Consider the following 25,454-nt stretch of genomic DNA (forward strand, 5'->3'; position numbering starts at 1 on the left):
GCCATCGGGAGGTCAACAGATGATTGACGCGAAAAAAGCCATAACAGCCTTCATCACGGGGGCAACGATCACCCTGGCTGGCTTTGCGGGTCCGGCATTTGCCGCAAGCGAAGTCAAAGCCGTGGTGAACGGCACCGCCATCACCAGCGGCGACGTCGCCAAGCGCCAGGCCTTCCTGCGGCTGCAGCATACGAAGGCAGACGCCAAGACTGCTGAGGAGCAGCTGATCGACGAGACGCTCAAGCGGCAGGAGGTCGCCCGCGTTCGCATGTCGGTTTCTCAGCAAGACGTCGATGCCTCGTTCGCGCGCTTCTCGAGCGGCAACAAGCTTTCCGTTGAGCAGATGTCGCAGATCCTTGATCGCGCCGGTGTCGGTGTCGACCATTTCAAGAGTTTCATTGCCGTGCAGATGAGCTGGCCACGTGTCGTCAATGCGCGCTACGGTTCGACGTCTCGGCTGTCGAATTACGACCTCGTCTCCCGCATGATGCAGAACAACAAGCAGAAGCCGGTGACGACGGAATATATGCTGCAGCAGATCATCTTCGTCATTCCGCAAGCCAAGCGCGGCGCCATCACCGGCAAGCGCAAGGGCGAGGCAGAGGCATCGCGCTCGAAATTCCCCGGCTGCGACCAGTCAAAGGTTTTTGCCGCGACGATGCGCGACGTTTCCGTGCGCGACCTCGGCCGCATGCTCGCCCCGGAGATCCCGCCGGATTGGAAGCCGCTGGTCGAGCAGGCCAAGGGCAACACGACAGGCACCCGCGTCACCGACAAAGGGGTCGAATATCTGGCGATCTGCAGCCAGCGTCAGGTTTCCGACGACCAGGCCGCCGAAATGGTCTTCCGCCAGGAGGATCTCGACAAATCCAAGGCCGACAAGAGCGGTCCGCCGGAAAACGAGAACGCCAAGAAATACCTGGAAGAGCTGCGCAAGAAGGCGCAGATCGCCTATCGCTGACGACGATGGCAATACCGTTCTCACGCCCGCTTGCGCTCACTCAGGGCGATCCCGCCGGCATCGGGCCGGATATCACCCTGATGGCATGGCTCCGGCGGCGTGAACTCGGGCTGCCGCCCTTTTTCCTGATCGGCGACCCGAGTGTCCTGGCGTTGAGGGCCCGCCAGCTCAATCTGGCGGTTTCGATCCGCGAGAGCGACACAGCCAGCGAGGCCGCCGGCATGTTTGCCGATGCATTGCCCGTCAGGACAGTGCCGGCCGGCATCGAGGTGGTCGCCGGCGAGCCGCACGAGGCAACGGCGAAAGGCACGATTGCGGCGATCGAGAAAGCCGTATCCCTGGTGATCGATGGCGAGGCGCTTGGCGTCGTCACCAACCCGATTTCCAAAAGTGTGCTTTACGAAGCGGGCTTCCGCTTTCCCGGCCATACCGAATTTCTGGCGGATCTCGCTACCAAAGCGACAGGGCGGCCGGTCACGCCTGTGATGATGTTGTCAGGACCGAAGCTCAAGGCTATTCCCGTCACCATCCACATTCCGGTTCGCGACGTGCCGCAGGCGCTGACGAGCGAACTGATCATGGAAACCTGCCGCATCGCCCACGAAGACCTGAGGCAGCGCTTCGGCATCGAGGCGCCGCGGCTTGCAGTAGCCGGCCTCAATCCGCATGCCGGCGAAGGCGGGGCAATGGGCAAGGAAGACGAGACCATCATTCGTCCGGCAATCGAGCGACTACGCGACGAGGGCATCGATGCCATCGGCCCCCTGCCCGCCGATACGATGTTCCACGACGAAGCGCGGGCGCGATACGACGTCGCCGTCTGCATGTATCACGATCAGGCGCTGATCCCGGCCAAAACGCTCGGTTTCGACGATAGTGTCAACGTGACGCTCGGGCTTCCTTTCGTGCGCACCTCGCCGGATCATGGCACCGCTTTCGGCATCGCCGGCAAGGGCCTGGCGCGCGAGCAGAGCCTCGTCGCGGCGCTGAAGCTTGCCGCGCAGCTCGGCCGCAGCATGGAAAGCCGCCGCTGATGGCAGCACTCGACGGTCTGCCGCCGCTTCGCGACGTTATCCAGCGTCATGGCCTCGATGCGCGCAAGGCACTCGGCCAGAACTTCCTGCTCGACCTCAACCTCACCCAAAAGATCGCTCGCACGGCCGGCGCTCTCGAAGAAGCCACCGTCTTCGAGGTCGGCCCCGGCCCCGGCGGGCTGACGCGCGCGATCCTGGCGCTCGGCGCCAAGAAGGTCATCGCCGTCGAGCGCGACACACGCTGCCTGCCGGCGCTCGCCGAGATCGCCGATCATTATCCCGGACGGCTGGAGGTGATCGAGGGCGACGCGCTGAAGACCGATTTCGAGGCCCTGGCGCCGGAAGGCCCGGTCAAGATCATCGCCAACCTGCCCTATAATGTCGGCACGCAGCTGCTGGTCAACTGGCTGCTGCCGAAGGCCTGGCCGCCGTTCTGGCAGTCGCTGACGCTGATGTTTCAGAAGGAAGTCGGCGAGCGTATCGTTGCCGGCGAGGATGACGATCACTACGGCCGTCTCGGCGTTCTCTGCGGCTGGAGAACCGACGCACGCATGGCCTTCGATGTGCCGCCGCAAGCCTTTACGCCGCCGCCGAAGGTAACTTCGACCGTCGTGCAGCTGCTTCCCCGCGAAAATCCGATTCCCTGCGCTGTCGGCAATCTGGAAAAGGTGACGCAAGCCGCCTTCGGCCAGCGCCGCAAGATGCTGCGTCAAAGCTTGAAGCCGCTCGGCGGCGAGAGCCTGCTCGTCAAGGCAGGGATCGATCCGGCGCGCCGGGCGGAGACCTTGTCCGTCGAGGAATTCTGCCTTCTGGCGAACAGCCTTTAGATTCGAATGCTCTTCGAAAACCGCCGACAGTTTTCGCCGTCAAAGTGACGGCGTCTCTTCCAGCAGTTCGCGGACGAAATCGAACATGCCGTGGCGCCGGTCGCGGCGCAGGCGTTCGGCCTTGACGATCGACTGGACAGCGTCGAAAGCGGTGTTGAGGTCGTCGTTGACGATGACATAGTCATATTCGCGCCAGTGGCCGATCTCGGCGCGGCTGTTGGCGAGACGCGTCTGGATGACCTCCTCGGAATCCTCGGCGCGGCGGTGCAGCCGCGACTGGAGTTCGGTCATCGTCGGCGGCAGCACGAAGATCGAAACGACGTCGGCCGACATCTTCTCCTGCAATTGCTGGGCGCCCTGCCAATCGATGTCGAAGAGCATATCGCGGCCCTCGGCCATGGCCTGTTCGACCGGCTCGCGCGGGGTGCCGTAGAAATTGCCGTGCACCTCGGCCCATTCGAGCAGCGAGTCGCTATCGCGAAGCCGCTCGAACTCGCGCACGCTCTTGAAGTGGTAATGCACGCCCTCGACCTCGCTCGGGCGGCGCTGGCGCGTCGTGACGCTGACGGAAAGACCGATATGCTTATCGGTCTCCAGAAGCGTACGCGCGATGGTGGACTTGCCGGCGCCCGACGGCGACGAAATGACAAGCATCAGACCGCGGCGGGCGATCTGTACGGGCGAGGATTTCGCCGGTTTCATGTCCTACTCCAAATTCTGGACCTGCTCGCGGAACTGGTCGATCACGACTTTCAACTCGATGCCGGCAGCGGTGACCGCCGAAGCATTCGACTTCGAGCAGATGGTATTCGATTCGCGGTTAAATTCCTGTGCAAGGAAGTCCAGCCGGCGGCCGGCAGGGCCGCCTTTCACCAGAAGATCGCGCGCAGCGGCGATATGCGCCTTGAGCCGATCGATTTCCTCGCGCAGATCCGCCTTGGTCGCCAACAGCGCGGCTTCGGCGTGCAGCCTGTCGCGGTCGAGCGCGGCGATGCCATCCATCAACAAGGTCACCTGTGCAGAAAGCCGGGCTGCGATCTCCTGCGGCGAGCGCGAGGGATCGCGCTCGATCGTCCGCGTCAAGCCTTCGATCGTGGCGACATGATCGAGAAGAATGCGGACAAGCGCCGCCCCCTCCTGTTCGCGCATTGCCCTCAGATCGGAAAGCGCGGCCAGCAAGCCGGCGGTAATATCGGCGTCACGGGCTGCAAGCGCCTCTTCACTATCCTCGCCTTCGCGGAATTCCACGATGCCGCGCACCAGAAGCAGCGTGTCGAGCTTCAGCGGCGCGGGGTCGATCACGCCTTCCAATTGCCCGCGCATGGCAAGCACGGCGGCAAGCGCTTGCCTGTTCAGCACCGCCTCGAAACGGTTCTCGTCGGCGGTGACCGATAGCGATGCCTGCAGGTTGCCGCGGCTGAAACTTTCGCCGGCAAGGCGGCGAACCTCCGCCTCCATGCGTTCGAGCCCGGGCGGCAGGCGCAAGCGCAGATCGAGGCCCTTGCCGTTGACCGAGCGCAGTTCCCATGCCCAGCGCCAGCGGCCGCTCGTTCCCTCGCGCCGCGCAAAACCGGTCATGGACTGCAAAGCCATGCGAGCCTCCCCAAATCTGTCAGTTGATCTTCTTTTTCTTCGGCGGGACGACAGCCGTGCCATTGTCCGCCGGCGGCTCTTCCGGCTGGCCGTCAACTGCTATGTTCGGGTCCGACCCCTTGTCGGCCTCAAGCTTACGCCAGCGTTTGACGTTGGCATTATGCTCCTCGAGCGTGGCCGCGAAGACGTGGCCGCCCGTGCCGTCGGCGACGAAATAGAGATCCTGCGTCTTCCAGGGATTGGCAACAGCTTCCAGCGCATCCTTGCCGGGATTGGCGATCGGCGTCGGCGGCAAGCCCTTGATGACATAGGTATTGTAAGGCGTGTCCCGCTTCAGGTCCGACTGGTAGATCGGCCGATCTGCCGGTTTGCCTTCGCCGCCGAAGAGGCCGTAGATGATCGTCGGGTCGGACTGCAGGCGCATGCCCTTGCCGAGCCGGTTGAGGAAGACGGAGGCGACATGGGCGCGCTCGTCGGGAACGCCGGTTTCCTTTTCGACGATCGAAGCGAGTGTCACGAATTCTTCTTTGGACCGCAACGGCAGCGACGCGTCGCGCTTGTCCCAGATCTGGTCGACGAGCTTCTGCTGTGCCGCCGCCATCTGCTGAATGATCTCCGAACGCTTCGTGCCGCGCGAGAATTTGTAGGTATCCGGGCGCAGGCTGCCCTCGCCCGGCAGCGCGGCCGGCAAGTCGCCTTCCAGCACCGGATCGGCCAGCATGCGGTCGAACATCTGGCGGACCGTCAGGCCCTCGGGGAAGGATACGGAATAAAGGATGGACTTGCCCGATTTCAGAAGCTCCATGATATCGCTCATGGAAGCCTTTGCCTTGATCTCGTATTCGCCGGCCTTCAGGCTCTCTCCGGCCGACAGATGCGTGGCGGTGAGATAACGGAAGATGCGGGCATCGGTGATGATGGCGTTGCGCTCGAGGTTCGAGGCGATTTCGGCCAGACCCGCGCCGTTGCGAACGATGAAATTGGTGTTGGTCTGCAGCGGACCGGGGCTCTGATAGGTCGATTTGGCGTAGTAGAAGCCGATAACGGCAACGATGCAGACCAGAACTGCCATCGTCATGATGAAGTTCAGGAAAAGAACGACCTGGCTGCGGGCATTCTTCGACCGCTTCGGCGGCTCCGGAACGCGCTCCGGACGCAGGGCCTCGTTCGGCGATTTGGGGATGATCGGTCCCTTCTGCGCCTGGCTATCGTTGCTCTGGTTCGTCGTATCGCTCACCGGCAATCCTCTAAAACTTGGCCTTCACTTCGCTATTTCGCGAAGCAATGCGGCAAAAGCAGGTCTACCGCCGCTCAATGACGCCGGTCACCCGCTGTGCTTTCGCACGCCCTGCCACGCGGCGTGCAGGACGGCCTTATCGACGGCGCCGGGATACCCGTAGGGTATCCGCTAGGCGTAACGGCGCAGCACGAGCGATGCGTTCGTGCCGCCAAATCCGAACGAGTTGGACAGCGCCACGTTGATTTCTCGCTCACGCGCCTTGTGCGGAACAAGATCGATCGCCGTCTCGCGTTCGGGATTGTCGAGATTGAGCGTCGGCGGCGCGACGTTGTCGCGGATGGCGAGCGTGGCGAAGATCGCCTCGATGGCGCCGGCCGCGCCGAGAAGGTGGCCCGTCGCCGACTTGGTCGAGGACATGGAGATCTTCGACGCTGCATTGCCGACCAGCCGCTCGACAGCGCCGAGTTCGATCGTGTCGGCCATGGTCGACGTGCCGTGGGCGTTGATATAATCGATATCGGCCGGCGTCAGCCCGGCGCGCTTCAGCGCCATCGCCATGCAGCGGCCGGCACCCTCGCCGTCTTCGGACGGCGCCGTGATGTGATAGGCATCGCCCGACAGACCATAGCCGACGACTTCGGCGTAAATCTTCGCGCCGCGCGCCTTGGCATGTTCCAGTTCCTCGAGCACGACGATGCCGGCGCCCTCGCCCATGACGAAGCCGTCGCGGTCGCGGTCATAGGGGCGCGAAGCCTTCTGCGGATCGTCATTGTGCTGGGTCGACAGCGCCTTGCAGGCGGCAAAGCCTGCCAGCGAAATGCGGCTGACGGGAGATTCCGTGCCGCCGGCGACCATGACGTCGGCGTCACCCAGCGCGATCAGCCGCGCGGCATCGCCGATCGCATGCGCGCCCGTCGAGCAGGCGGTGACGACCGAATGATTGGGGCCGCGCAGCTTGTGGCGGATCGAGACCTGGCCGGAGACGAGGTTGATCAGGCGGCCGGGAATGAAGAAGGGGGAGATGCGACGCGGGCCCTTGTCGCGCAGGGTGTAGCCCGCCTCGACGATGCCCTCGATGCCGCCGATGCCGGAGCCGATCAGCACGCCGGTGGCGATCTGGTCCTCGTCGGTCTCGGGATGCCAGTTGGCATCGGCAAGCGCCATGTCGGCGGCCGCCATGCCGTAGATGATGAAGGGATCGACCTTGCGTTGTTCCTTCGGCTCCATCCACTGATCGACATTGAAGGTGCCATCGGCACCGTCACCGAGTGGGATACGGCAAGCGATCTTGGCGGGAAGGTCGTCAACCTCGAATTCGGTGACCAGGCGGGCGCCGTTCTGGCCGGCAAGCAACCGCGACCACGTCACCTCTGTTCCGCATCCCAAGGGTGATACCATGCCGGTACCGGTGATGACGACACGTCTCATCGCGTGCTTTCCCCCGTCTCTTATGTTCTATGGAGAAATATGCCGATAAGAAAAGGGCGGACTCCCGGCCCGCCCTTTCTCAAATGCATAGGATCAGGCCTGGGCCTTCTCAATAAACTTCACAGCATCGCCGACCGTCAGGATCGAGTCAGCAGCGTCGTCGGGAATTTCGACGCCGAATTCTTCTTCGAAAGCCATGACAAGTTCGACAGTGTCGAGCGAGTCAGCGCCCAGATCGTCGATAAAGCTGGCGCTCTCGACGACCTTGTCGGCATCGACGCCAAGATGATCAATAACAATTTTCTTTACGCGTTCTGCGATATCGCTCATGTCGGTTTCCTCGACCTTATGTCCTGATCGGCATGCCGTTACGGCATCCCTACCCTGTTTCAGCCTGCGATGTTGTCAGACATCCTCGGCAAACTCGTTTACCCGGCTTCAGAGATTTCCCAGGCTTGCGAAAAGCCCGCCGGTCCGTCTGCTTTCTCGGGACGACTGTTCACAGTCATGGCCCGCTTAACATGCTTTATGTCTGCCGCAAAGCCAGAAAATCAACGCTTCGTGATTGCTCAACATGCTATTGCGGGAATTATTCCCGTGCCGATCGTTTGTCGTTTCAGATCATCGCCATGCCGCCGTTTACATGCAGCGTCTGTCCGGTCATGTAGGCGGCCTCCGAGGAGGCGAGATAGGCGACGGCGGAAGCGACTTCGCCGCCCGTACCCATGCGCCGCATCGGGATTGCCCCCATGATCGTTTCCTTCTGCTTGTCGTTCAGCTTGCCGGTCATGGCGCTTTCGATGAAGCCGGGCGCGACGCAATTGACCGTCACGTTGCGGGTGGCGATCTCCTGCGCCAGCGACTTGGTGAAGCCGATCATGCCGGCCTTGGAGGCGCAGTAATTGGCCTGGCCCGGATTGCCGGTGACGCCGACGACCGAGGTGATGTTGATGATGCGGCCGTAGCGGCGGCGCATCATCGGATGCGTCAATTCGCGCGTCAGGCGGAAGGTCGCGGTCAGGTTCACTTCGAGAACGGCATCCCAGTCCTCGTCGCTCATGCGCACGAAGAGGCCGTCCTTGGTGATGCCGGCATTGTTGACGAGAATATCGACGCCTTCGAGATCGGCTTCCGCCTTCTGGCCGAGCGCCTTGACCTCGTCGCGGTCCGACAGGTTGGCCGGGAAGATCTTGACGCGCTCGCCGAGCTCGGTTGCCAGCGCTTCCAGCTTCTCGACGCGGGTGCCGTGCAGGCCGACGATCGCGCCCTGCTTATGAAGAAGGCGGGCGATTTCCTCGCCGATGCCGCCCGATGCGCCGGTGACGAGAGCCTTGCGGCCGGATAGATCGAACATGGAAACGTTCCTTATTGTCTGGAGATAGCAATCAGGCCATGAGGGCGGCGACGGCCGCGTCGATGTCTGCGGGACCATTGACCGAGACGCCGTTGATCGTCTTGTCGATGCGTCGGGCAAGGCCGGTCAGCACTTTGCCGGAGCCGAGTTCATAAAGCGTCGTGACGCCGTTGCCGGCGAACCATTCCACCGTCTCACGCCAGCGGACCTGGCCCGTCACCTGCTCGACGAGAAGCGCGGCGATCTCGCCGGCGCCTGTGACCGGGGCTGCGCGGACATTGGCGATCAGCGGGACGACGGGGTCGGATTTGGCAACCGTTGCCAAGGCCTCGCGCATGGCGTCGGCAGCGGGCGCCATCAGCTTGGAATGGAAGGGAGCGGAAACCGGCAGCAGGATGGCGCGCTTGGCGCCCTTCTCGGTCGCAAGGCCGGCAGCCTTTTCGACGGCCGCTTTTTCACCCGAGATGACGATCTGGCCGCCGCCATTGTCGTTGGCGATCTGACAGGCGCCGGTGGCTGCGGCCGCCTCGCAGACGGCAACGACGTCGGCATGTTCGAGGCCGATGATCGCGGCCATGGCGCCGACGCCGACAGGAACGGCCGCCTGCATGGCATTGCCGCGGATGCGCAGCAGCCGCGCGGTGTCGGCGAGCGAAAAGGTGCCGGCAGCGCAAAGTGCGGAATATTCGCCGAGCGAGTGGCCGGCGACATAGGCGACCTTCGACTTCAGATCCAGTCCCTTGGCCTCGAGAACGCGGACGACGGCGATCGACACGGCCATCAGGGCCGGCTGGGCATTCGCCGTCAAAGTCAGCGTGTCCTCGGGACCATTGAACATGACGTCCGAAAGCTTTTCACCGAGCGCCTCGTCGACCTCTTGGAAAACGGCGCGCGCTTCCGCGAAATTCTCGGCGAGATCCTTGCCCATGCCGACGGCCTGGCTGCCCTGGCCGGGAAAAGTGAAAGCGATGGTCATTCTCGTATCCCTGGTTGCGCCCCTCGAGGCTATTTTGCCTCCAATTGACATTCTTTCCCGGAGAGTCAAGTGGCGGCCCGCTCTCTGCAAAGCCTTTCGCACCGGCACAAAAGCCCGGTTTTGCTCTTGCGCTCCGTCAAATCCGGCCTAGATTTGCGCGGGCACTTCCCAAGGCTTCCACTTCAAGATCGCTCCCAAGGTTTTTCCCATGAAGTATAATTTGCTCGGCCGTACCGGCATCTCCGTTTCAGAAATTTGCCTCGGCACCATGACGTGGGGTTCGCAGAACAGCGAAACCGACGCTCATGCGCAGATGGATTACGCCGTCGAGAAGGGCGTCAATTTCTTCGATACCGCCGAGCTTTATCCGACCACCCCGGTCTCGGCGGAAACACAGGGCTGGACCGAAGATTACATCGGCAGCTGGTTCGGCAAATCAGGCAAGCGCAGCGATATCGTGCTTGCCACCAAGGTCGCCGGCCTCGGCCGCGATTATTTGCGCGGCGGCGAAGGCGCGGATGCAAAGAACATCCGCCTGGCCCTGGAGGCCAGCCTTAAGCGGCTAAGGACCGATTACGTCGATCTCTATCAGATCCACTGGCCGAACCGCGGCCATTTCCACTTCCGCCAGAACTGGGGCTACAATCCCTTCAACCAGGACCGCGAGCAGGCCGTCGCCAACATGCTCGACATTCTGGAAACGCTCGGCGCGCTGGTCAATGAAGGCAAGATCCGCGCAATCGGCCTTTCCAACGAAACCACCTGGGGCATCCAGAAATATCTGACGCTCGCAGAACAGAAGGGGCTGCCGCGCGTCGCCAGCGTCCAGAACGAATACAACCTGCTCTACCGCCATTTCGATCTCGACCTCGCCGAACTCTCGCATCATGAGGATGTCGGTCTGCTCGCCTATTCGCCGCTCGCCGGCGGCATCCTGACCGGCAAATATGTCGGCGGCGGTAGGCCGAAGGGCTCGCGCGGCTCGATCAACCACGATATCGGCGGCCGCCTGCAGCCGCTGCAGGAGCCTGCGACCAAGGCCTATCTGGAGATCGCAGCCCGGTACGGGCTCGACCCGGCGGCAATGGCGCTCTCCTTCTGCCTGTCGAGACCCTTCATGGCCTCGGCCATCATCGGAGCGACCTCGATGGAACAATTGAAGGTCGATATCGGCGCCGCCGAACTGACCCTTTCGGACGAAGTGCTGGCGGAGATCGCCAAGGTGCACCGGCAGTATCCGCTGACGCTTTGAACCTTTCCATAGCGACGGCTTTTTGGGGCGCGAGAGATCGCGCCCTTTTCATTTCCGGCAGGGCCCTGCCGTTTTTAGTTGTATTTCGTACTTCGCTGTTAAGTGGCAATTAACCGATCCTCGGCACCATTCTGCCATCTTGAATTTTACCCACAGGAACATTCCCGCCATGATGGCGACAACGCATCTTCCTCTTCATGAGAAGGCACGGGAAGTGGGAGCCTTGCGATGCCGAATATCTCTTCGACGTTTCCTGCTCGTTTCAGCGGGAGATACGCGCTGCAACTGTTGCAGACAGCTTCGCTTGACGTCGGCGGCAGCAATCAGAACGGCGTCTCGACCCGAAGCGGCGTCGCCGCGGTTAGCGAGAATGGCGGCGCAATCGACAGCATAATGCGGATCATCCTTGACGCGAAGGGCAACTCCGGCGTTCTGATCAACTCTCCCGGTGGCACCGTCTCAGCCACCACAAGCGGAGGGAACGATGTCGTCGACATCACCGCCGGTGAGGTCGGCTACGTATCCACCTACAGCGGCGACGATATGATCAGGATTCGCGCGGCAGGTAGCGGAGAAGACAATAGCATATTCAATCCAGCCGTTTATTCCGTTGACGCCGGGAGCGGAAGCGATTCAATCGATATCAGGAGCAGAGGCAGTGTTTTTTCGACCGCTGGCGGCAGTGGCGATGACAAGATCACTATCGTGACAACTGCTCCCCTGCGTGGGGGCGCCGAAGCCGTCGAAAACCTGTTTGAAGGGATCTATTCGACCGATGGTGGAGATGGCAACGATACCATTTCGCTAGAAAGTTCGACCAGCATAAACAGCACATATGGTGGGAATGGCAATGACGCCATCCACGTGGCCTCACGCCTTGTCACCAATGTGGATGGCGGCAGTGGTAACGACGTGATCGACGTGGCGGGTCTTAATATAATGAACATCAACGGCGGTGACGGTAACGACATCATCTCCGCCAGTTCCGCTGCCGCACTTTACAACGTCTCCGGCGGTAAAGGTGACGACTATGTCATCCTGGACGGTTCATCGAGCGTTCAGTCGACCTATTTTTTCGCAGAGGGAGACGGCCACGACACAATCGAGACGAACAATCTTCTGGAGATTCTGCCCGTCAGCAGCGATGGAACCAGACGCGGCGATATGATGAACGCAATTATCGAAAAGCAAGGTAATACGCTGAAAATCGCTTTCGCACACAATACCGATACGATTACAATAAATCTGACCGGCCGCATGACCGAGGCCAATAATATTCGCTTTAGCTATAATCCTAACACGCAGTCGCTGCTCATCGCCGACGACCGGTTCTTCGTAGACAATCCGCCGGGACAGACCATTTTCCTACGGCCGGACGCAACGAAATAAGGTTTCTTGCCCCGTTCGCTTGCCTTTCCCGCAAAAATCCGTATAAGCGCGCCTGTTCGTTGACCCGGTCTTCTGGCTGGTGGCTGAACGGAGGGCCGGTTTCCTCGCGGAAATCGTTCGGAACGGAAGCGTTCCAGCCTCCCGTGTCTCCGCTCTCGACCGTCTCGGAAACGCTTTTCTTGCCTGGGTCCGCCCAATCAGGAGCAGTCGTTGAGGCTTAGCCGCCGAATATCGGGTTGAACCAAACGCAAGAAAGGCAAAGCTGTCATGGCTCTTTATGAACATGTATTCCTTGCCCGGCAGGATATTTCCGCTCAGCAGGTCGATGCCCTCGTAGAACAGTACAAGGGCGTGATCGAAGCTAACGGCGGCAAGGTCGGGCGCATCGAGAACTGGGGCCTCAAGTCCCTCACCTATCGCATCAAGAAGAACCGCAAGGCGCATTACGCGCTGATGGACATCGATGCACCGCCGGCTGCGATCCAGGAAATGGAACGCCAGATGCGTATCAGCGAAGACGTTCTTCGCTACATGACCATCGCCGTCGAAAAGCACGAAGAAGGCCCGTCTGCCATGCTGCAGAAGCGCGACCGCGACGACCGCGGCCCGCGTGAAGGCGGCGATCGTGGCCCGCGCCGCGAATTCGGCGACCGTCCGCCGCGCCGTGACGGCGACTTCCAGCGTGGCCCGCGTCCGGATCGCGCTCCCCGCGAAGACCGTGCATAAGGAGATATAAGAATGTCTGAAGCTTCCTCCGCACCGGTCCGTCGTCCGTTCCATCGCCGCCGCAAGACCTGCCCGTTCTCCGGCGCAAACGCACCGCGGATCGACTACAAGGACGTACGCCTGCTGCAGCGCTACATTTCCGAGCGCGGCAAGATCGTTCCGTCCCGCATCACGGCCGTTTCCCAGAAGAAGCAGCGCGAACTCGCCCAGGCGATCAAGCGCGCCCGCTTCCTCGGCCTGCTGCCCTACGTCGTCGCCTGATCGGCCGACGCAATCAGATTCGAGGGAAGGCATTCGTGCCTTCCCTTTTCCCTTCCGCGATGGGCGCGGATCGGAACTGTTAAAACCCATGTTGAGACGTTTCTGAATTCGATTCAGCAACATCCTCTAACTGCTTGATGAAGCAGGACAGCGACCTTGAAACGACCGAACCTTAAAACGCTGCTGATCGGCGCACTCGCCGGATTGACCGCCGCCCTGCTGGTGCTGGGCGCGAGCATGCAGCCGTCGTTTTTCAGCGCGATCCTCTACACGGCCTCGGCGCTTCCGATCCTGATCGTCGGGCTCGGCTGGGGCAATGCCGCCGCGATTTCGGCCGTCGTCACCGCTGCCGCACTCGGCGCGGTCCTGATCTCTCCTTCTTTCGCGCTCATCATGACGCTGGTGACGCTGCTGCCGGCCGGCTGGCTCAGCCATCTCGCCAATCTCGCGCGCCCCGCCTCCGAGCTCGGCGGCCCTGACCATCTGCTTGCCTGGTATCCGCTCTCCGATATCCTGCTGCATCTCTGCGGCCTGGTGACGATCGCCGTCATCGTCATCGGCGTGATGATCGGTTATGGGCCCGAGGTTACCGATCCGATCGTCGATCTGCTGATCACCTCGGTCAAACAGCAGCAGCCGGAATTCATGCCCGATCCAGCGGCGACCGCGCAGACCAAATCGCTGATCCTGCTGATGCTGCCGGCGGTGCAGGGCGGCATGTGGGTCAGCATGCTGTTTGCCGCCTATTATTTCGCGGTGCGCATCGTCGCGGCATCCGGCCGGGGCCTTCGTCCGCGCGAGGACATTCCCTCGTCGCTGCGCATGAACCGCAATTCGATCTTCATCTTCCTGGCCGGACTTGCGGCCTGCTTCTTCGGCGGCGTCCCGGCGCTGCTCGGGGCGACCGTGATCGGCGCCTTCGGCGCCGGTTTCATGCTCTCCGGCTTCGCCTCGCTGCATTTCCGCACGCGTGGGAAGGACTGGCGCATACCGGCCCTCATCCTCTGCTACCTGGCTTCGATGCTCATGCTGCTGCCAGCTCTCCTCATCCTGGTCGTGGGTCTTAGCGATACGCGCAAGGCGATCGCGCTGACCCCGACGAAAGATGCCGATGCCCCCAAACAATCCGACACGAAAATCTGAGACACAAGAAAGGAAAGAAAATGGAAGTCATTCTTCTCGAACGCATCTCCAAGCTCGGCCAGATGGGCGAAACCGTAAAGGTTCGCGACGGCTTTGCCCGTAACTACCTGCTGCCGCTCGGCAAGGCGCTGCGCGCCAACCCCGCCAACAAGGCCCGCTTCGAATCCGAGCGCGCCACGCTCGAAGCCCGCAACCTCGAGCGCAAGTCGGAAGCCCAGAAGGTTGCCGACGTTCTCGACGGCAAGTCCTTCATCGTCGTGCGCTCCGCCGGCGAAACCGGCCAGCTCTACGGCTCGGTCGCTGCTCGTGACGTCGTCGAGATCCTCGCCGCCGAAGGCTTCAACATCGGCCGCAACCAGGTTCACCTCAACACGCCGATCAAGTCGATCGGCCTGCACAAGGTCGAGCTGCAGCTGCATGCCGAAGTCGAAATCAACGTCGAGCTGAACGTTGCCCGCTCCGCCGAAGAAGCAGAGCGCCAGGCCAAGGGCGAAGAGCTCACCTCGGTCGACGCGATCTATGGCGTCGACGAAGACGCACTGCGTCCGGAAGATTTCTTCGATCCGGAAGCCGACGGCCTCGACGAAGACGAAGCATAATTCTCACCGGAGCAATCCGCGAGAGGGAAGCCCGGCCACCGCGCCGGGCTTTTTCGTTTCCGTTCTTTCGATGCGCGCGCAGCCGCCGGATCATTTTTTACCGGGGGATTGTCTCGATGTTTTTGCTGCGTGCCCGATGTCATGGCGCTAACATCTTCTTCTCCGGAACGGATGAGCTGAGTCGGCTCCGTACCGTGTCCTCAGGGTGACACTGCCAGTATTTCTCTTTTGTGGCGCCCGAGACTGTGGAGAAGTCGAACAATGGGCACAGGCGTTCAGGATTTAGGCGAGACCAGCTCCGCTCCGATCGCAGCCCCTTGATTTCTCCATCCGGAATTGCAAATCCGGAGTTGGAAAAAGACAGAACGGATGATGATGAACGACGCCGCTCGAAAGATTGCAGCCGTTGCTCCTTCGGAGCAGCACTATCGCGAAGCACCCAACAACATCGAAGCCGAGCAGGCGCTTCTGGGTGCCATCCTGATGAATAACGACGCCTATTACCGGGTGTCGGATTTCCTGAAGCCGATCCATCTCTACGAGCCGCTGCACCGGAAGATCTTCGAGGTTGCCGGCGACATCATCCGCATGGGCAAGATCGCCAACCCAGTGACGATCAAGACCTTCCTGAAAGCCGACGAGAAGGTCGGCGACATGACCGTGTCGCAATATCTGGCGAGCCTCGTCAGCAACGCGGTCACCGTCATCAATGCCGAGGACTATGGGCGGGCGATCTATGATCTCGCGCTGCGCCGGGCGCTGATCACCATCGGCGAGGACGTCGTCAACATCGCTTACGACGCGCCGCTCGACATGCCGCCGCAGTCGCAGATCGAGGATACCGAGCGCCGCCTCTTCGAACTTGCCGAAAACGGCCGCTACGACGGCGGCTTCCAGTCCTTCAACGATGCCGTCGCGCTGGCGATCGACATGGCGGCCGTCGCCAAGGAACGCGACGGCGGGCTTTCGGGCATCTCCACCGGCATCCACTCGCTGGATGCCAAGATGGGCGGCCTGCAGCGGTCGGACTTGATCATCCTCGCCGGGCGCCCCGGCATGGGCAAGACCTCGCTTGCAACCAACATCGCCTACAACATCGCGGCCGCCTATGAGGGCGAAGTGCAGTCGGACGGCAGCACGAAGGCCAAGAACGGCGGCGTCGTCGGCTTCTATTCGCTCGAAATGTCGTCCGAACAGCTCGCCACCCGTATCATCTCCGAACAGACGGAAGTCTCCTCCTCGAAGATCCGTCGCGGCGACATCAACGATGCGGATTTCGAAAAGCTCGTCGCCTGCTCGATGATGATGCAGAAGGTGCCGCTCTATATCGACCAGACCGGCGGTATCTCGATCGCCCAGCTTTCGGCGCGCGCACGCCGCCTCAAGCGCCAGCGCGGCCTCGATGTGCTCGTGGTCGACTACGTGCAGTTGATGACCGGCTCGGGCAAATCGAGCGACAACCGCGTCCAGGAAATCACCCAGATCACTACCGGCCTGAAGGCGCTCGGCAAGGAACTCAACGTTCCGATCATCGCGCTGTCGCAGCTCTCGCGTCAGGTCGAAAGCCGTGACGACAAGCGCCCGCAGCTTTCCGACCTTCGCGAATCCGGTTCGATCGAGCAGGACGCAGACGTCGTGCTCTTCGTGTTCCGCGAGGAATATTACGTCAAGAACCAGGAGCCGCGGGATATCCACGATCCGAAATATCCGGAATGGGAAGCGACTTTCGACAAGGTTAAGGGCACGGCCGACGTCATCATCGCCAAGCAGCGTCACGGGCCGACCGGCACGGTGAAGCTCGCCTTCCAGGCGGAGTTCACGCGTTTCGCCGATCTCGCCGATCCTTCCTTCATACAATACGAGGAACATTGACGTGGTTTCCCGCATCAATCTCCTTTAGAACCCGGCAGCCCGCAGCAGCGCAACCGTTGCAACGCCAATTGCGACGCTGACAAGCATGGGCAGAAGGCGCGCGGCGATTGCCGTTGCCGCGCAGGCGAGCGCCTCCGCCCAGCCGGCCGCAAAAGCGGTCGGGGCAATGACCGCCATCAGCACGGCGGGCGGGATGGCCTCGATCGCCGTTCTCCGCCGCTCATCCATCTCGACATGACGGATCAGGACGAGGCCGCTGACGCGGGTGAAGACCGTAGCGGCCGCCATCGCGAGGATGGCGATGATCGTGTTGAGGTCGAGCGTCATGCCGCCTGCTCCCGCGCCCTGCCCTGCCAGAGTGCCGTTGCCAGCCCGGCCAGAGCGCCGGCGGCGATATACCAGACCCCCGGCACGAAGTGATGGACCGCAACGGACGCGGCGCCGCTGGCAGCAAGGACGGCACCGGTTTCCGGCCCCTTCCAGAAGCCCATGACGAGCACGATGAAGACGGCCGGAAAGGCGAAGTCGAGGCCGATGACCGCTGGATTGCCGAGGAAGGCGCCGAGCAATGCGCCCGCCAGCGAAGAGCCGACCCAGGTGAGGTAGAAGGGCGCGACGATGCCGGCATACCAGGCCGGTGTCAGCCGTGTGCTGCCGGCGCGGAATTCCGCCATGGCCCAGAGCTCGTCGGCGAGGAAGAGCATGGCGACATAACGTTTGATGCCGGAGAAAGACTGCATCTTCGTGCCGATCGACGCGCTCATCAGCACATGGCGGATATTGACCAGCAAGGCTGCGAAGCCGACGCCGATCCAGCTTGCCGGATGCGTCCAGATGTCCATGGCCACGAATTGCGAACCGCCTGCAAAGACCAGCGCGCTCATCAGCGTCGTTTCCAGCGGCGAAAGCCCCTTGGTGGCCGCGACCGCGCCGAAAACGAGGCCGATCGGCAAGACGGCGACAACAAGCGGAAAAATGGCACGCATTCCGGCGAGAAACTCGCCGGATGGCCGGCTGTGCTGCAACATGGCAACCTCCTGATCAAGATCGCGGAGGGTTAACCCAGGCGGCCATGGCTGTATTGAACGAAAGTGATCAGCCCGTGCGGAATTGGCCGGGCGTCACGCCCGTGCGTGCCTTGAAGTGCCGGGTGAAGTGCGCCTGATCGGCGAAACCGCATTCGAGCGCGATATCGGCCGGCATGCGCCCCTGCCGCAGCAGCCGGCGGGCCACCTGCACGCGCCGGTCCGTCAGAAAAGCGTGCGGGGTGATGTGATATTCCTTGCGGAAAGCGCGGATGAGGTGCGCGCGGCTCAAACCCGCCACGCCGGCCAGTTCCTCGAGGCCCACATCGCTGTCGAAATTCTCGACGAGGTATTCGCGGGCGCGGGCGACCGCGCTTCGCTCCTTGGTATCGACGGGAACGATGATCGCGCTGCCGTGACGCGCAAAGATCGCCGCCAGCACCGAAAACATTCCCTCATCGGACTCCAGCGCACCCGCGCCGCTTTCCAGCGTTCGGTGGGCGGCATGAAAGGCATTGGCAAGCTGCGGATCGCGCGGAAGCCCGCCGGGGAAAGACGGCGTCGCATGGAAGGCCTTGCCGGTGACATCTTCCAGAATATCGACGAACAGCTTCATGTCGGGATAGATCATCCGGTAGCGATAGCCCTCGCCGCCCGGAGCGCCGTCATGGATCACGCCGGGATCGATGAGATAAAGGTCTCCCGGGCCGGTTTCCTCCCGCCTGCCGCTGAGCGTGGCGATCTGGCTGCCGCTTTCTATCGCGCCGATGCTGAAGGTATCATGCGCATGCGGCGCATATTCATGCGTCAGGAAGGTGGCGCTCAAACACTCCATGTCGCGGAAGCGGCTATCCCGCCAGAAGCGGGCCGATTCCACGTTCGCAAGCGGCATGGCTTCGGCCGCCTCTTTTTGCGATACGTTCTGCATCCGGCTAGATTATCGCGGAAGCCTGTACGCGTCTTGAACAAAAGTGATCGTGGGACAGGCAAAAGGTGTTATGTCACCGCCTGCGCTTTCCCTTGGCCAGAATGCTCTCTAAAGCATGTCGTAATCGTAAAACCGCTGCACAGTTTTGCGCGACATGCTCTAGACTGGCTCGGGCGATTTCCTTTCATTACTTCACGGCGATTCATGACAGATTTTCCCATCCCCTTCGAAGATGACGATCTTTTCGCTTCCGCGGGCCTGCGGCTGACTGTCGATCTGACTGCGCTTACGGAGAACTGGCGCGACATGGCGCGGCGCTCCGGCGCTGCGCGCGCCGCGGCCGTCGTCAAGGCGGACGCCTACGGCATGGGCATCGAGGATGCCGGCGAAGCGCTCTACCTCGCGGGCGCCCGGGATTTTTTCGTCGCGACCGTCGATGAAGGGGTGACGCTTCGCCTCTATGCGCCAGAGGCGCGCATCTTCGTGCTCTCGGGCATATGGCCGGGCACCGAACGGCGCTTCTTCGAGAACGATCTGGTGCCGGTGATCTCCTCCGACGAGCAGCTCGCCTTCTGGATGGCAGTGCTTGCCGATTACGGCGATTATCCTTGCGCGCTGCATGTCGATACCGGCTTCAACCGGCTGGGGCTGCACATCGAAGATGCGCTGGCGCTCGCCGACGACGTCTCGCGGCCGGCAAGCTTTGCGCCGGTGCTTGTTATGAGCCACCTCGCCTGTGGCGACGATCCCGGCCATGCCATGAACCGGCGCCAGCTCGAATCATTCCGCAAGGTTAGCGCGGCCTATGAAGGCATCGATTCAAGTCTTGCCGCCTCGGCCGGAGTCTTTCTCGGCGAAGACTATCACTTCGATCTGACCCGTCCCGGCATCTCGCTTTATGGCGGTGAAGCGGTCAGCGGCATGGCGAACCCGATGCGCCCGGTCGCCACCGCGGAAGCGCGCGTCATACAGGTGCGGACGGTCGAAGCCGGCGAAACCGTCAGCTACGGACGGGCGCTGCAGCTTCACCGTGACAGCCGGCTGGCGGTCGTCTCGGCCGGTTATGCCGACGGCTATATCCGCAGCCAGTCGAGCGCCGGCGTGCCTCTGCGCCAGGTCGTGCCGCAAGGCGGCCAAGGCTTCATCGCCGGACACAAGGTGCCGGTCGCGGGCCGGATCACCATGGATCTGACGATCTTCGACATCACCGACCTGCCGGACAATGCCGTGCGCGCCGGCGATTATGTCGAACTGTTCGGAAGGAACATGCCGCTCGACGAGGTGGCGCGGGCAGCAGGCACCATCGGATACGAGATCCTGACCAGCATGGGGCTGCGCCACGAACGGCGCTACGTGGCCGAGGAGTAGAGCTTGCTGTCAGCGGCTGCTGAGCGCGAGACGGACGCCGAGCGCCACGAAAAGCGCACCGAGACCGCGATCGAGCCACCGTCCGATTTTTTCGTTGTGCCTCAAAACATCTGCAAGGCGCCCGCCGAGAAGGACGAGCGGCGGTTCGATGAAGGCCGCGACGGCAATGATGAGCCCGCCATGCAGCATGAGCTGAGCCCAGGTGGGCCCTGCCCCTTCGACGACGAATTGCGGCAGGAACGCCAAGAAGAATATCGCCACTTTCGGATTGAGCAGCGACACCAGGATTCCCTGCCGATAGATCCTTGTCGCCGGCAGTTTTTCATCCGCTGCCTTCATCAGGCCGCTGCCGCCACCGGCGCGCAAAGCCTGGATGCCCAACCAGACGAGATAGGCAGCGCCGATCCATTTGACCGTGGAGAAAGCGAAAGCCGAGGCGGCGAGCACGGCGGACAGGCCGAGCGCCGCCATCAGAACATGCAGGCAGGCACCCGACCAAACGCCGAACAGCGCGGAGAAGCCGGCGCGCTTCCCGCTGCGCATCGTGTGGCCGAGGATGAAGGCGATGTCGGGGCCTGGCGAGAGGTTGAGCAAAACCGCCGCCGACAGGAATGCAAGCCAATGAGTCAGCGAATAATCGAACATCTTCCACCATCCCGGATAAGCAGAGCCGGAAACATAGGCACGGCGACCACTGATGGGGAAATCATTAGTTTTGATCCGTCGCGATAGCCATTATCTCAAGCACGACAATGATTCGATGAAGCACGCGACGCTTCATCTTGATAACTCGACTGAAAGAGCGATTGATGGCGAAGGCCAGGACACAGTTCATCTGCCAGAATTGCGGCGCGGTCCATAACCGCTGGGCCGGCAAATGCGATAGTTGCGGCGAGTGGAACACGATCGTCGAAGAAGATCCGATGGGCGGGATCGGCTCCGGCCCCGGCAAGACGCCGAAGAAGGGCCGCCCTGTCGCGCTGACGGCACTCTCCGGCGAGATCGAGGAGGCCCCGCGCATCCATACCGCCATGTCGGAGCTCGATCGGGCACTCGGCGGCGGCTTCGTGCGCGGTTCGGCAGTGCTGATCGGCGGCGATCCGGGCATCGGCAAGTCGACGCTGCTGATGCAGGCGGCAGCCGCCCTTGCGCGGCGCGGCCACAAGATCATCTACGTCTCCGGCGAAGAAGCGGTGGCGCAGGTCCGCCTCAGGGCGCAGCGTCTTGCCGCGGCTGATACCGACGTGATGCTGGCAGCCGAAACCAATGTCGAGGATATTCTGGCGACGCTTGCCGAAGGCAAAAGGCCGGACCTCGTCATCATCGATTCCATCCAGACGCTGTGGAGCGAACTGGCCGAATCCGCGCCGGGAACGGTGACGCAGGTGCGCACCGGCGTACAGTCGATGATCCGTTTCGCCAAGCAGACGGGTGCGGCCATGGTGCTCGTCGGGCATGTGACCAAGGACGGGCAGATCGCCGGCCCGCGCGTCGTCGAGCACATGGTCGACGCCGTGCTCTATTTCGAAGGCGATCGCGGCCATCACTACCGTATCCTGCGCACGGTCAAGAACCGCTTCGGCCCGACCGATGAGATCGGCGTTTTCGAAATGTCCGACAGAGGTTTGCGCGAAGTCGCCAACCCATCCGAACTCTTCCTCGGCGAACGCAATGAAAAATCGCCGGGTGCGGCCGTCTTTGCCGGCATGGAAGGTACCCGTCCCGTGCTCGTCGAAGTCCAAGCGCTGGTGGCGCCGACCTCGCTCGGAACACCGCGGCGCGCCGTGGTCGGCTGGGATTCGGCCCGGCTGTCGATGATTCTGGCCGTACTCGAAGCCCATTGCGGCGTCAGGCTCGGCCAGCACGACGTCTATCTCAACGTCGCCGGCGGTTATCGCATCTCCGAACCGGCCGCCGATCTCGCCGTCGCCTCGGCGCTGGTTTCCTCGCTTGCCGGTATTGCCCTTCCTGCCGATTGCGTCTATTTCGGCGAAGTCAGCCTGTCGGGCGCCATCCGGCCGGTTGCGCACACCGCCCAGCGCCTCAAGGAAGCCGAGAAGCTGGGTTTTTCCGCAGCATTGCTTCCGTCCGCCTCCGCCGAACTGCCGAAGAATTCGGGCGGGCGCTGGAGCGAGGTGGAAAGCCTGCCGGATCTGGTCGCGCGCATCGCCGGCTCGAAGGGGGCGCTGCGTGTGGAAGACGAGGTTTGATCCTTTCATTGCCAAGATTGGTGATGATATAGGAGGCACACGATAAGGCGCGACACGGCCGCCAAGCGGCAGTCCTGGAGTTGAATTTACATGCCCATTACGATTTTCGACGGTATTGTCATCGGCGTCGTGCTCTTCTCCGCCGTGCTGGCGATGGTCCGCGGCTTCTCGCGCGAGATCCTCTCGATCGCAAGCTGGGGCGGCTCCGCCGCCGCCGCCTACTACCTCTACCCCTATCTGCTGCCCTATGCGAAGAAATACACCGATGACGACCGTATCGCGATCGTCGGCTCGGCAGCGGTCGTCTTCCTCATCGCGCTCATCGTCATCTCCTTCATCACGATGAAGATCGCCGATTTCATCATCGACAGCCGCATCGGCGCGCTCGACCGCACGCTGGGCTTCCTGTTCGGCGCCGCGCGCGGCGTGCTGCTCCTGGTCGTCGCCGTCGCCTTCTGGAACTGGCTCGTCGATGTCGACCACCGCCCGACCTGGGTCAATGAAGCCAAGTCCAAGCCGTTCCTGGATTCGATGGTCGTGAAGCTGAAGTCGGTTCTGCCGGAGCAATTTGCTCAGATGATACCGGAAAGCATCCGTGATAAGCTGCAGCCGCAGGCACAGGGCACCGAGGGCGCCAATCCGCCGGCCGGCGAGCCGGCTCCGGCGGAAGACGCACCGGCAGCGCCCGCAGACGGCGCGCAGCAGCCGGCGAATTGACACAGTGTTCAGCAGCTTGACTCGCCTTTCGGCAATTGCCATTTGAGCGGGACGTGAAATAAGGGTCCGGCCGGGCATTCCAGCTCCGCCGGACCCAAGCCGTTTCAGAGCCGGAAAACGGGCTTTGACAGCGGATGTCGTTCAAGATGAAGTTATCGGAAATCTGCGCGATGTCCGGTATCATGCTATTGGTAATGCCGATCCATTCTTGTGAGAGCAGAGGCCCGCAGAAATGAACCAGTCCCATTCCTTCCCGACCGACGATCCGCTCGACGGAGATACGCTGCATGAGGAATGCGGCGTTTTCGGAATTCTGGGACATCCTGACGCCGCGACCCTTACGGCTCTCGGCCTGCACGCCCTGCAGCATCGCGGGCAGGAAGCGGCCGGCATCGTCTCCTTCGACGGCAAGCGCTTCTATCAGGAGCGCCATATGGGCCTCGTCGGCGACCATTATACCAATCCGATGACGCTCGCCCGCCTGCCCGGCGGCATGTCGATCGGCCATACGCGCTATTCCACAACCGGTGAAGTGGCGATGCGCAACGTGCAGCCGCTCTTTGCCGAACTCGAGGAAGGCGGCATCGCCATTGCCCATAACGGCAATTTCACCAACGGCCTGACCCTGCGCCGCCAGATCATCGCAACCGGCGCCATCTGTCAGTCGACTTCCGATACCGAAGTCGTCCTCCACCTCATCGCCCGCTCGCGCCATACGTCCACAGCCGACCGCTTCATCGACGCCATCCGCCAGATGGAAGGCGGCTATTCGATGCTCGCCATGACGCGCACCAAGCTGATCGCCGCGCGCGACCCGACCGGCATCCGCCCGCTTGTCATGGGCGAGCTGGACGGCAAGCCGATCTTCTGTTCGGAAACCTGCGCGCTCGACATCATCGGCGCCAAGTTCGTCCGCGACGTCGAAAACGGCGAAGTCATCATCTGCGAAATCCAGCCCGACGGCTCGATCAGTATCGATGCCCGCAAGCCCAGCAAGCCGCAGCCGGAGCGCCTCTGCCTGTTCGAATATGTCTATTTCGCCCGGCCGGATTCGGTCGTCGGCGGCCGCAACGTCTATACGACGCGCAAGAGCATGGGCATGAACCTCGCCAAGGAAGCACCGGTCGAGGCCGACGTCGTCGTGCCGGTGCCGGATGGCGGCACGCCCGCAGCGCTCGGCTATGCGCAGGAAAGCGGCATCCCCTTCGAATACGGCATCATCCGCAACCATTATGTCGGCCGCACCTTCATCGAGCCGACGCAGCAGATCCGCGCCTTCGGCGTAAAGCTGAAGCATTCAGCCAACCGAGCGATGATCCAAGGCAAGCGCGTCGTGCTCGTCGACGATTCCATCGTGCGCGGCACGACTTCGCTGAAGATCGTGCAGATGATCCGCGAGGCCGGCGCCCGCGAAGTCCATATCCGCGTCGCCAGCCCGATGATCTTCTTCCCCGACTTCTACGGCATCGATACGCCCGATGCCGATAAGCTGCTCGCCAACCAGTATGCCGATGTCGAAGCCATGGCCAAGTATATCGGCGCGGATTCGCTAGCCTTCCTGTCGATCAACGGCCTCTATCGCGCCGTCGGCGGCGAGGACCGCAACCCGGCCCGCCCGCAGTTCACCGATCACTATTTCACCGGCGACTATCCGACCCGCCTGCTCGACAAGAACGGCGAGTCCATGGGCAACAAGATTTCCATGCTTGCGAGCAACGGCTGAGCCGCTTCCGTTTTGACTTTCCGTTGGAGGGGCCTATTGCGCCCCTCACCTTTCCAAGCACATCCGGAACCCGGGCAGATGAACATCAATCTTGAAGGCAGGATCGCGCTGGTGACAGGCGCATCGCGCGGCATCGGCTACTTCACGGCACTGGAACTCGCCAAGGCCGGCGCCCATGTGATCGCCTGCGCGCGCACGGTCGGCGGGCTGGAAGATCTCGACGATGCGATCAAGGCTGTCGGCGGCAGCGCGACGCTCGTACCGTTCGATCTTGCCGACATGAACGCGATCGATGCGCTCGGCGGCTCGATCTTCGAGCGCTGGGGTAAACTCGACATCCTCGTCGCCAATGCCGGCGTGCTCGGCGTGATCTCGCCGATCGGCCATATCGAGGCGAAGGTCTTCGAAAAGGTGATGACCATCAACGTCACCGCGACATGGCGGCTGATCCGCTCGGTCGATCCGCTGCTCACCCGCTCGGATGCCGGCCGCGCCGTCATCCTGTCGTCCGGCGCCGCGCACAAATGCCGCCCCTTCTGGAGTGCCTATTCCGCCTCCAAGGCAGCCGTCGAAGCGCTGGCCCGCACCTGGGCCGGCGAGACGCAATCGACGCCGTTGCGCATCACCAGCGTCGATCCGGGAGCGACCCGCACGGCGATGCGCGCCCAGGCCGTTCCGGGCGAAGATCCGCAGACGCTGCCGCATCCTTCCGAGGTCGCCAGGGCGATCCTGCCGCTGCTCGGCCCCGGCGTGACCGAGACGGGCAAGCTGTTTATCGTCCGCGAGAACAAGCTCGCGGATTACCGGCTGCCGGAATAGGCTCGCGCC

The 25,454-nt window shown here is 62.3% G+C and carries 26 protein-coding genes; 15 read left to right on the top strand and 11 right to left on the bottom strand.

The window, feature by feature from the left end; translation table 11 throughout:
* The first annotated feature begins 19 nt into the window (after positions 1–19).
* Genes CO670_RS07440 through rsmA form a run of 3 tightly spaced genes read left to right on the top strand, consistent with a single transcriptional unit; the run spans position 20 to position 2,822 of the window.
* Positions 20–961: a peptidylprolyl isomerase gene (locus CO670_RS07440; protein ID WP_097589655.1), complete on the top strand. Its 942-nt coding sequence runs from the start codon at positions 20–22 to the stop codon at positions 959–961.
* Positions 962–966: 5 nt separating this feature from the next.
* Positions 967–1,995, top strand: coding sequence for a 4-hydroxythreonine-4-phosphate dehydrogenase PdxA (gene pdxA / locus CO670_RS07445; protein WP_097589656.1), 1,029 nt, complete (start codon positions 967–969; stop codon positions 1,993–1,995).
* Positions 1,995–2,822, top strand: coding sequence for a 16S rRNA (adenine(1518)-N(6)/adenine(1519)-N(6))-dimethyltransferase RsmA (gene rsmA / locus CO670_RS07450; RefSeq protein WP_097589657.1), 828 nt, complete (start codon positions 1,995–1,997; stop codon positions 2,820–2,822). The genes pdxA and rsmA overlap by 1 nt, the downstream gene beginning before the upstream one ends.
* Positions 2,823–2,861: 39 nt before the next feature.
* Here the strand turns inward: rsmA and gmk are convergent, their stop codons facing one another.
* The 7 genes from gmk to fabD all read right to left on the bottom strand — a co-directional run bounded on the left by gmk (position 2,862) and on the right by fabD (position 9,413).
* A complete protein-coding gene (gene gmk, locus CO670_RS07455) occupies positions 2,862–3,524 on the bottom strand; it encodes a guanylate kinase (RefSeq protein ID WP_097589658.1) in 663 nt (220 codons plus the stop codon).
* 3 nt (positions 3,525–3,527) lie between these two features.
* Positions 3,528–4,415: a YicC/YloC family endoribonuclease gene (locus CO670_RS07460; RefSeq protein WP_097589659.1), complete on the bottom strand. Its 888-nt coding sequence runs from the start codon at positions 4,413–4,415 to the stop codon at positions 3,528–3,530.
* Positions 4,416–4,434: 19 nt separating this feature from the next.
* Complete coding sequence (gene mltG / locus CO670_RS07465) at positions 4,435–5,652, bottom strand: endolytic transglycosylase MltG (RefSeq protein ID WP_097589729.1); 1,218 nt, start codon at positions 5,650–5,652, stop codon at positions 4,435–4,437.
* A 171-nt stretch (positions 5,653–5,823) separates the two neighbouring features.
* Positions 5,824–7,083: a beta-ketoacyl-ACP synthase II gene (gene fabF, locus CO670_RS07470; protein ID WP_097589660.1), complete on the bottom strand. Its 1,260-nt coding sequence runs from the start codon at positions 7,081–7,083 to the stop codon at positions 5,824–5,826.
* A 93-nt stretch (positions 7,084–7,176) separates the two neighbouring features.
* Complete coding sequence (locus CO670_RS07475) at positions 7,177–7,413, bottom strand: acyl carrier protein (RefSeq protein ID WP_003547058.1); 237 nt, start codon at positions 7,411–7,413, stop codon at positions 7,177–7,179.
* A 286-nt stretch (positions 7,414–7,699) separates the two neighbouring features.
* Complete coding sequence (fabG, locus tag CO670_RS07480; RefSeq protein ID WP_097589661.1) at positions 7,700–8,437, bottom strand: 3-oxoacyl-[acyl-carrier-protein] reductase; 738 nt, start codon at positions 8,435–8,437, stop codon at positions 7,700–7,702.
* A gap of 31 nt (positions 8,438–8,468) precedes the next feature.
* Positions 8,469–9,413, bottom strand: coding sequence for an ACP S-malonyltransferase (fabD, locus tag CO670_RS07485; protein WP_097589662.1), 945 nt, complete (start codon positions 9,411–9,413; stop codon positions 8,469–8,471).
* Positions 9,414–9,621: 208 nt separating this feature from the next.
* Between fabD and CO670_RS07490 the strand changes: the two genes are divergently transcribed.
* The 7 genes from CO670_RS07490 to CO670_RS07520 all read left to right on the top strand — a co-directional run bounded on the left by CO670_RS07490 (position 9,622) and on the right by CO670_RS07520 (position 16,655).
* Positions 9,622–10,665: an aldo/keto reductase gene (locus CO670_RS07490; RefSeq protein WP_097589663.1), complete on the top strand. Its 1,044-nt coding sequence runs from the start codon at positions 9,622–9,624 to the stop codon at positions 10,663–10,665.
* A 228-nt stretch (positions 10,666–10,893) separates the two neighbouring features.
* Complete coding sequence (locus CO670_RS07495) at positions 10,894–12,054, top strand: hypothetical protein (protein WP_141502243.1); 1,161 nt, start codon at positions 10,894–10,896, stop codon at positions 12,052–12,054.
* A gap of 267 nt (positions 12,055–12,321) precedes the next feature.
* Positions 12,322–12,780 (top strand): 30S ribosomal protein S6, encoded by a 459-nt coding sequence (rpsF, locus tag CO670_RS07500; RefSeq protein ID WP_011424774.1) that lies wholly within the window; start codon positions 12,322–12,324, stop codon positions 12,778–12,780.
* Positions 12,781–12,792: 12 nt separating this feature from the next.
* Positions 12,793–13,041: a 30S ribosomal protein S18 gene (gene rpsR / locus CO670_RS07505; protein WP_004680498.1), complete on the top strand. Its 249-nt coding sequence runs from the start codon at positions 12,793–12,795 to the stop codon at positions 13,039–13,041.
* Between the two features lie 156 nt (positions 13,042–13,197).
* Complete coding sequence (locus tag CO670_RS07510; protein ID WP_097589665.1) at positions 13,198–14,184, top strand: DUF2232 domain-containing protein; 987 nt, start codon at positions 13,198–13,200, stop codon at positions 14,182–14,184.
* Positions 14,185–14,204: 20 nt separating this feature from the next.
* The gene (rplI, locus tag CO670_RS07515; protein WP_097589666.1) at positions 14,205–14,783 is read left to right on the top strand and encodes a 50S ribosomal protein L9; all 579 of its coding nucleotides are present in this window, start codon (positions 14,205–14,207) and stop codon (positions 14,781–14,783) included.
* A gap of 375 nt (positions 14,784–15,158) precedes the next feature.
* Positions 15,159–16,655: a replicative DNA helicase gene (locus CO670_RS07520; protein ID WP_097589730.1), complete on the top strand. Its 1,497-nt coding sequence runs from the start codon at positions 15,159–15,161 to the stop codon at positions 16,653–16,655.
* Positions 16,656–16,679: 24 nt separating this feature from the next.
* Here CO670_RS07520 and CO670_RS07525 read toward each other — a convergent pair whose 3' ends face one another.
* From CO670_RS07525 to CO670_RS07535, 3 genes are all read right to left on the bottom strand, one after another.
* Positions 16,680–16,982, bottom strand: a complete 303-nt coding sequence (locus tag CO670_RS07525; RefSeq protein ID WP_097589667.1) for an AzlD domain-containing protein — start codon at positions 16,980–16,982, stop codon at positions 16,680–16,682.
* Positions 16,979–17,683, bottom strand: coding sequence for an AzlC family ABC transporter permease (locus tag CO670_RS07530; protein WP_097589668.1), 705 nt, complete (start codon positions 17,681–17,683; stop codon positions 16,979–16,981). The genes CO670_RS07525 and CO670_RS07530 overlap by 4 nt, the downstream gene beginning before the upstream one ends.
* Positions 17,684–17,750: 67 nt before the next feature.
* A complete protein-coding gene (locus tag CO670_RS07535; RefSeq protein WP_088677355.1) occupies positions 17,751–18,572 on the bottom strand; it encodes an AraC family transcriptional regulator in 822 nt (273 codons plus the stop codon).
* A 240-nt stretch (positions 18,573–18,812) separates the two neighbouring features.
* Between CO670_RS07535 and alr the strand changes: the two genes are divergently transcribed.
* Entirely contained in the window at positions 18,813–19,976 is a 1,164-nt protein-coding gene (gene alr, locus CO670_RS07540) for an alanine racemase (protein ID WP_097589669.1), read from the top strand.
* A 9-nt stretch (positions 19,977–19,985) separates the two neighbouring features.
* Here alr and CO670_RS07545 read toward each other — a convergent pair whose 3' ends face one another.
* Positions 19,986–20,621 carry a LysE family translocator gene (locus CO670_RS07545; RefSeq protein ID WP_097589670.1) on the bottom strand — a complete coding sequence of 212 codons (636 nt, stop codon included), beginning with the start codon at positions 20,619–20,621 and terminating at the stop codon, positions 19,986–19,988.
* Positions 20,622–20,785: 164 nt separating this feature from the next.
* Between CO670_RS07545 and radA the strand changes: the two genes are divergently transcribed.
* The 4 genes from radA (at position 20,786) to CO670_RS07565 (ending at position 25,445) form a co-directional block, all read left to right on the top strand.
* The gene (gene radA / locus CO670_RS07550; protein ID WP_097589671.1) at positions 20,786–22,186 is read left to right on the top strand and encodes a DNA repair protein RadA; all 1,401 of its coding nucleotides are present in this window, start codon (positions 20,786–20,788) and stop codon (positions 22,184–22,186) included.
* 90 nt (positions 22,187–22,276) lie between these two features.
* Positions 22,277–22,903, top strand: coding sequence for a CvpA family protein (locus CO670_RS07555; RefSeq protein WP_097589672.1), 627 nt, complete (start codon positions 22,277–22,279; stop codon positions 22,901–22,903).
* Positions 22,904–23,135: 232 nt separating this feature from the next.
* Positions 23,136–24,626: an amidophosphoribosyltransferase gene (gene purF, locus CO670_RS07560; RefSeq protein WP_097589673.1), complete on the top strand. Its 1,491-nt coding sequence runs from the start codon at positions 23,136–23,138 to the stop codon at positions 24,624–24,626.
* A gap of 78 nt (positions 24,627–24,704) precedes the next feature.
* On the top strand, positions 24,705–25,445 hold the full coding sequence (locus CO670_RS07565) for an SDR family NAD(P)-dependent oxidoreductase (protein ID WP_097589674.1): 741 nt from the start codon (positions 24,705–24,707) through the stop codon (positions 25,443–25,445).
* Positions 25,446–25,454 lie beyond the last annotated feature (9 nt).

The organism is Rhizobium sp. J15 (genome assembly GCF_002531825.1).
GTDB lineage: Bacteria > Pseudomonadota > Alphaproteobacteria > Rhizobiales > Rhizobiaceae > Rhizobium.

What these genes read in the sequence shown, in the direction of transcription:
- CO670_RS07545 (WP_097589670.1), bottom strand. Translation starts at nt 20,621, where the DNA reads ATGTTCGATTATTCGCTGACTCATTGGCTTGCATTCCTGTCGGCGGCG.
- rpsR (WP_004680498.1), top strand. Translation starts at nt 12,793, where the DNA reads ATGTCTGAAGCTTCCTCCGCACCGGTCCGTCGTCCGTTCCATCGCCGC.
- gmk (WP_097589658.1), bottom strand. Translation starts at nt 3,524, where the DNA reads ATGAAACCGGCGAAATCCTCGCCCGTACAGATCGCCCGCCGCGGTCTG.
- fabF (WP_097589660.1), bottom strand. Translation starts at nt 7,083, where the DNA reads ATGAGACGTGTCGTCATCACCGGTACCGGCATGGTATCACCCTTGGGA.
- CO670_RS07555 (WP_097589672.1), top strand. Translation starts at nt 22,277, where the DNA reads ATGCCCATTACGATTTTCGACGGTATTGTCATCGGCGTCGTGCTCTTC.
- pdxA (WP_097589656.1), top strand. Translation starts at nt 967, where the DNA reads ATGGCAATACCGTTCTCACGCCCGCTTGCGCTCACTCAGGGCGATCCC.
- fabD (WP_097589662.1), bottom strand. Translation starts at nt 9,413, where the DNA reads ATGACCATCGCTTTCACTTTTCCCGGCCAGGGCAGCCAGGCCGTCGGC.
- CO670_RS07520 (WP_097589730.1), top strand. Translation starts at nt 15,159, where the DNA reads ATGAACGACGCCGCTCGAAAGATTGCAGCCGTTGCTCCTTCGGAGCAG.
- radA (WP_097589671.1), top strand. Translation starts at nt 20,786, where the DNA reads ATGGCGAAGGCCAGGACACAGTTCATCTGCCAGAATTGCGGCGCGGTC.
- alr (WP_097589669.1), top strand. Translation starts at nt 18,813, where the DNA reads ATGACAGATTTTCCCATCCCCTTCGAAGATGACGATCTTTTCGCTTCC.
- fabG (WP_097589661.1), bottom strand. Translation starts at nt 8,437, where the DNA reads ATGTTCGATCTATCCGGCCGCAAGGCTCTCGTCACCGGCGCATCGGGC.
- rpsF (WP_011424774.1), top strand. Translation starts at nt 12,322, where the DNA reads ATGGCTCTTTATGAACATGTATTCCTTGCCCGGCAGGATATTTCCGCT.
- CO670_RS07460 (WP_097589659.1), bottom strand. Translation starts at nt 4,415, where the DNA reads ATGGCTTTGCAGTCCATGACCGGTTTTGCGCGGCGCGAGGGAACGAGC.
- CO670_RS07530 (WP_097589668.1), bottom strand. Translation starts at nt 17,683, where the DNA reads ATGTTGCAGCACAGCCGGCCATCCGGCGAGTTTCTCGCCGGAATGCGT.
- CO670_RS07490 (WP_097589663.1), top strand. Translation starts at nt 9,622, where the DNA reads ATGAAGTATAATTTGCTCGGCCGTACCGGCATCTCCGTTTCAGAAATT.
- rsmA (WP_097589657.1), top strand. Translation starts at nt 1,995, where the DNA reads ATGGCAGCACTCGACGGTCTGCCGCCGCTTCGCGACGTTATCCAGCGT.
- CO670_RS07565 (WP_097589674.1), top strand. Translation starts at nt 24,705, where the DNA reads ATGAACATCAATCTTGAAGGCAGGATCGCGCTGGTGACAGGCGCATCG.
- CO670_RS07440 (WP_097589655.1), top strand. Translation starts at nt 20, where the DNA reads ATGATTGACGCGAAAAAAGCCATAACAGCCTTCATCACGGGGGCAACG.
- rplI (WP_097589666.1), top strand. Translation starts at nt 14,205, where the DNA reads ATGGAAGTCATTCTTCTCGAACGCATCTCCAAGCTCGGCCAGATGGGC.
- purF (WP_097589673.1), top strand. Translation starts at nt 23,136, where the DNA reads ATGAACCAGTCCCATTCCTTCCCGACCGACGATCCGCTCGACGGAGAT.
- CO670_RS07475 (WP_003547058.1), bottom strand. Translation starts at nt 7,413, where the DNA reads ATGAGCGATATCGCAGAACGCGTAAAGAAAATTGTTATTGATCATCTT.
- CO670_RS07495 (WP_141502243.1), top strand. Translation starts at nt 10,894, where the DNA reads ATGCCGAATATCTCTTCGACGTTTCCTGCTCGTTTCAGCGGGAGATAC.
- CO670_RS07535 (WP_088677355.1), bottom strand. Translation starts at nt 18,572, where the DNA reads ATGCCGCTTGCGAACGTGGAATCGGCCCGCTTCTGGCGGGATAGCCGC.
- CO670_RS07525 (WP_097589667.1), bottom strand. Translation starts at nt 16,982, where the DNA reads ATGACGCTCGACCTCAACACGATCATCGCCATCCTCGCGATGGCGGCC.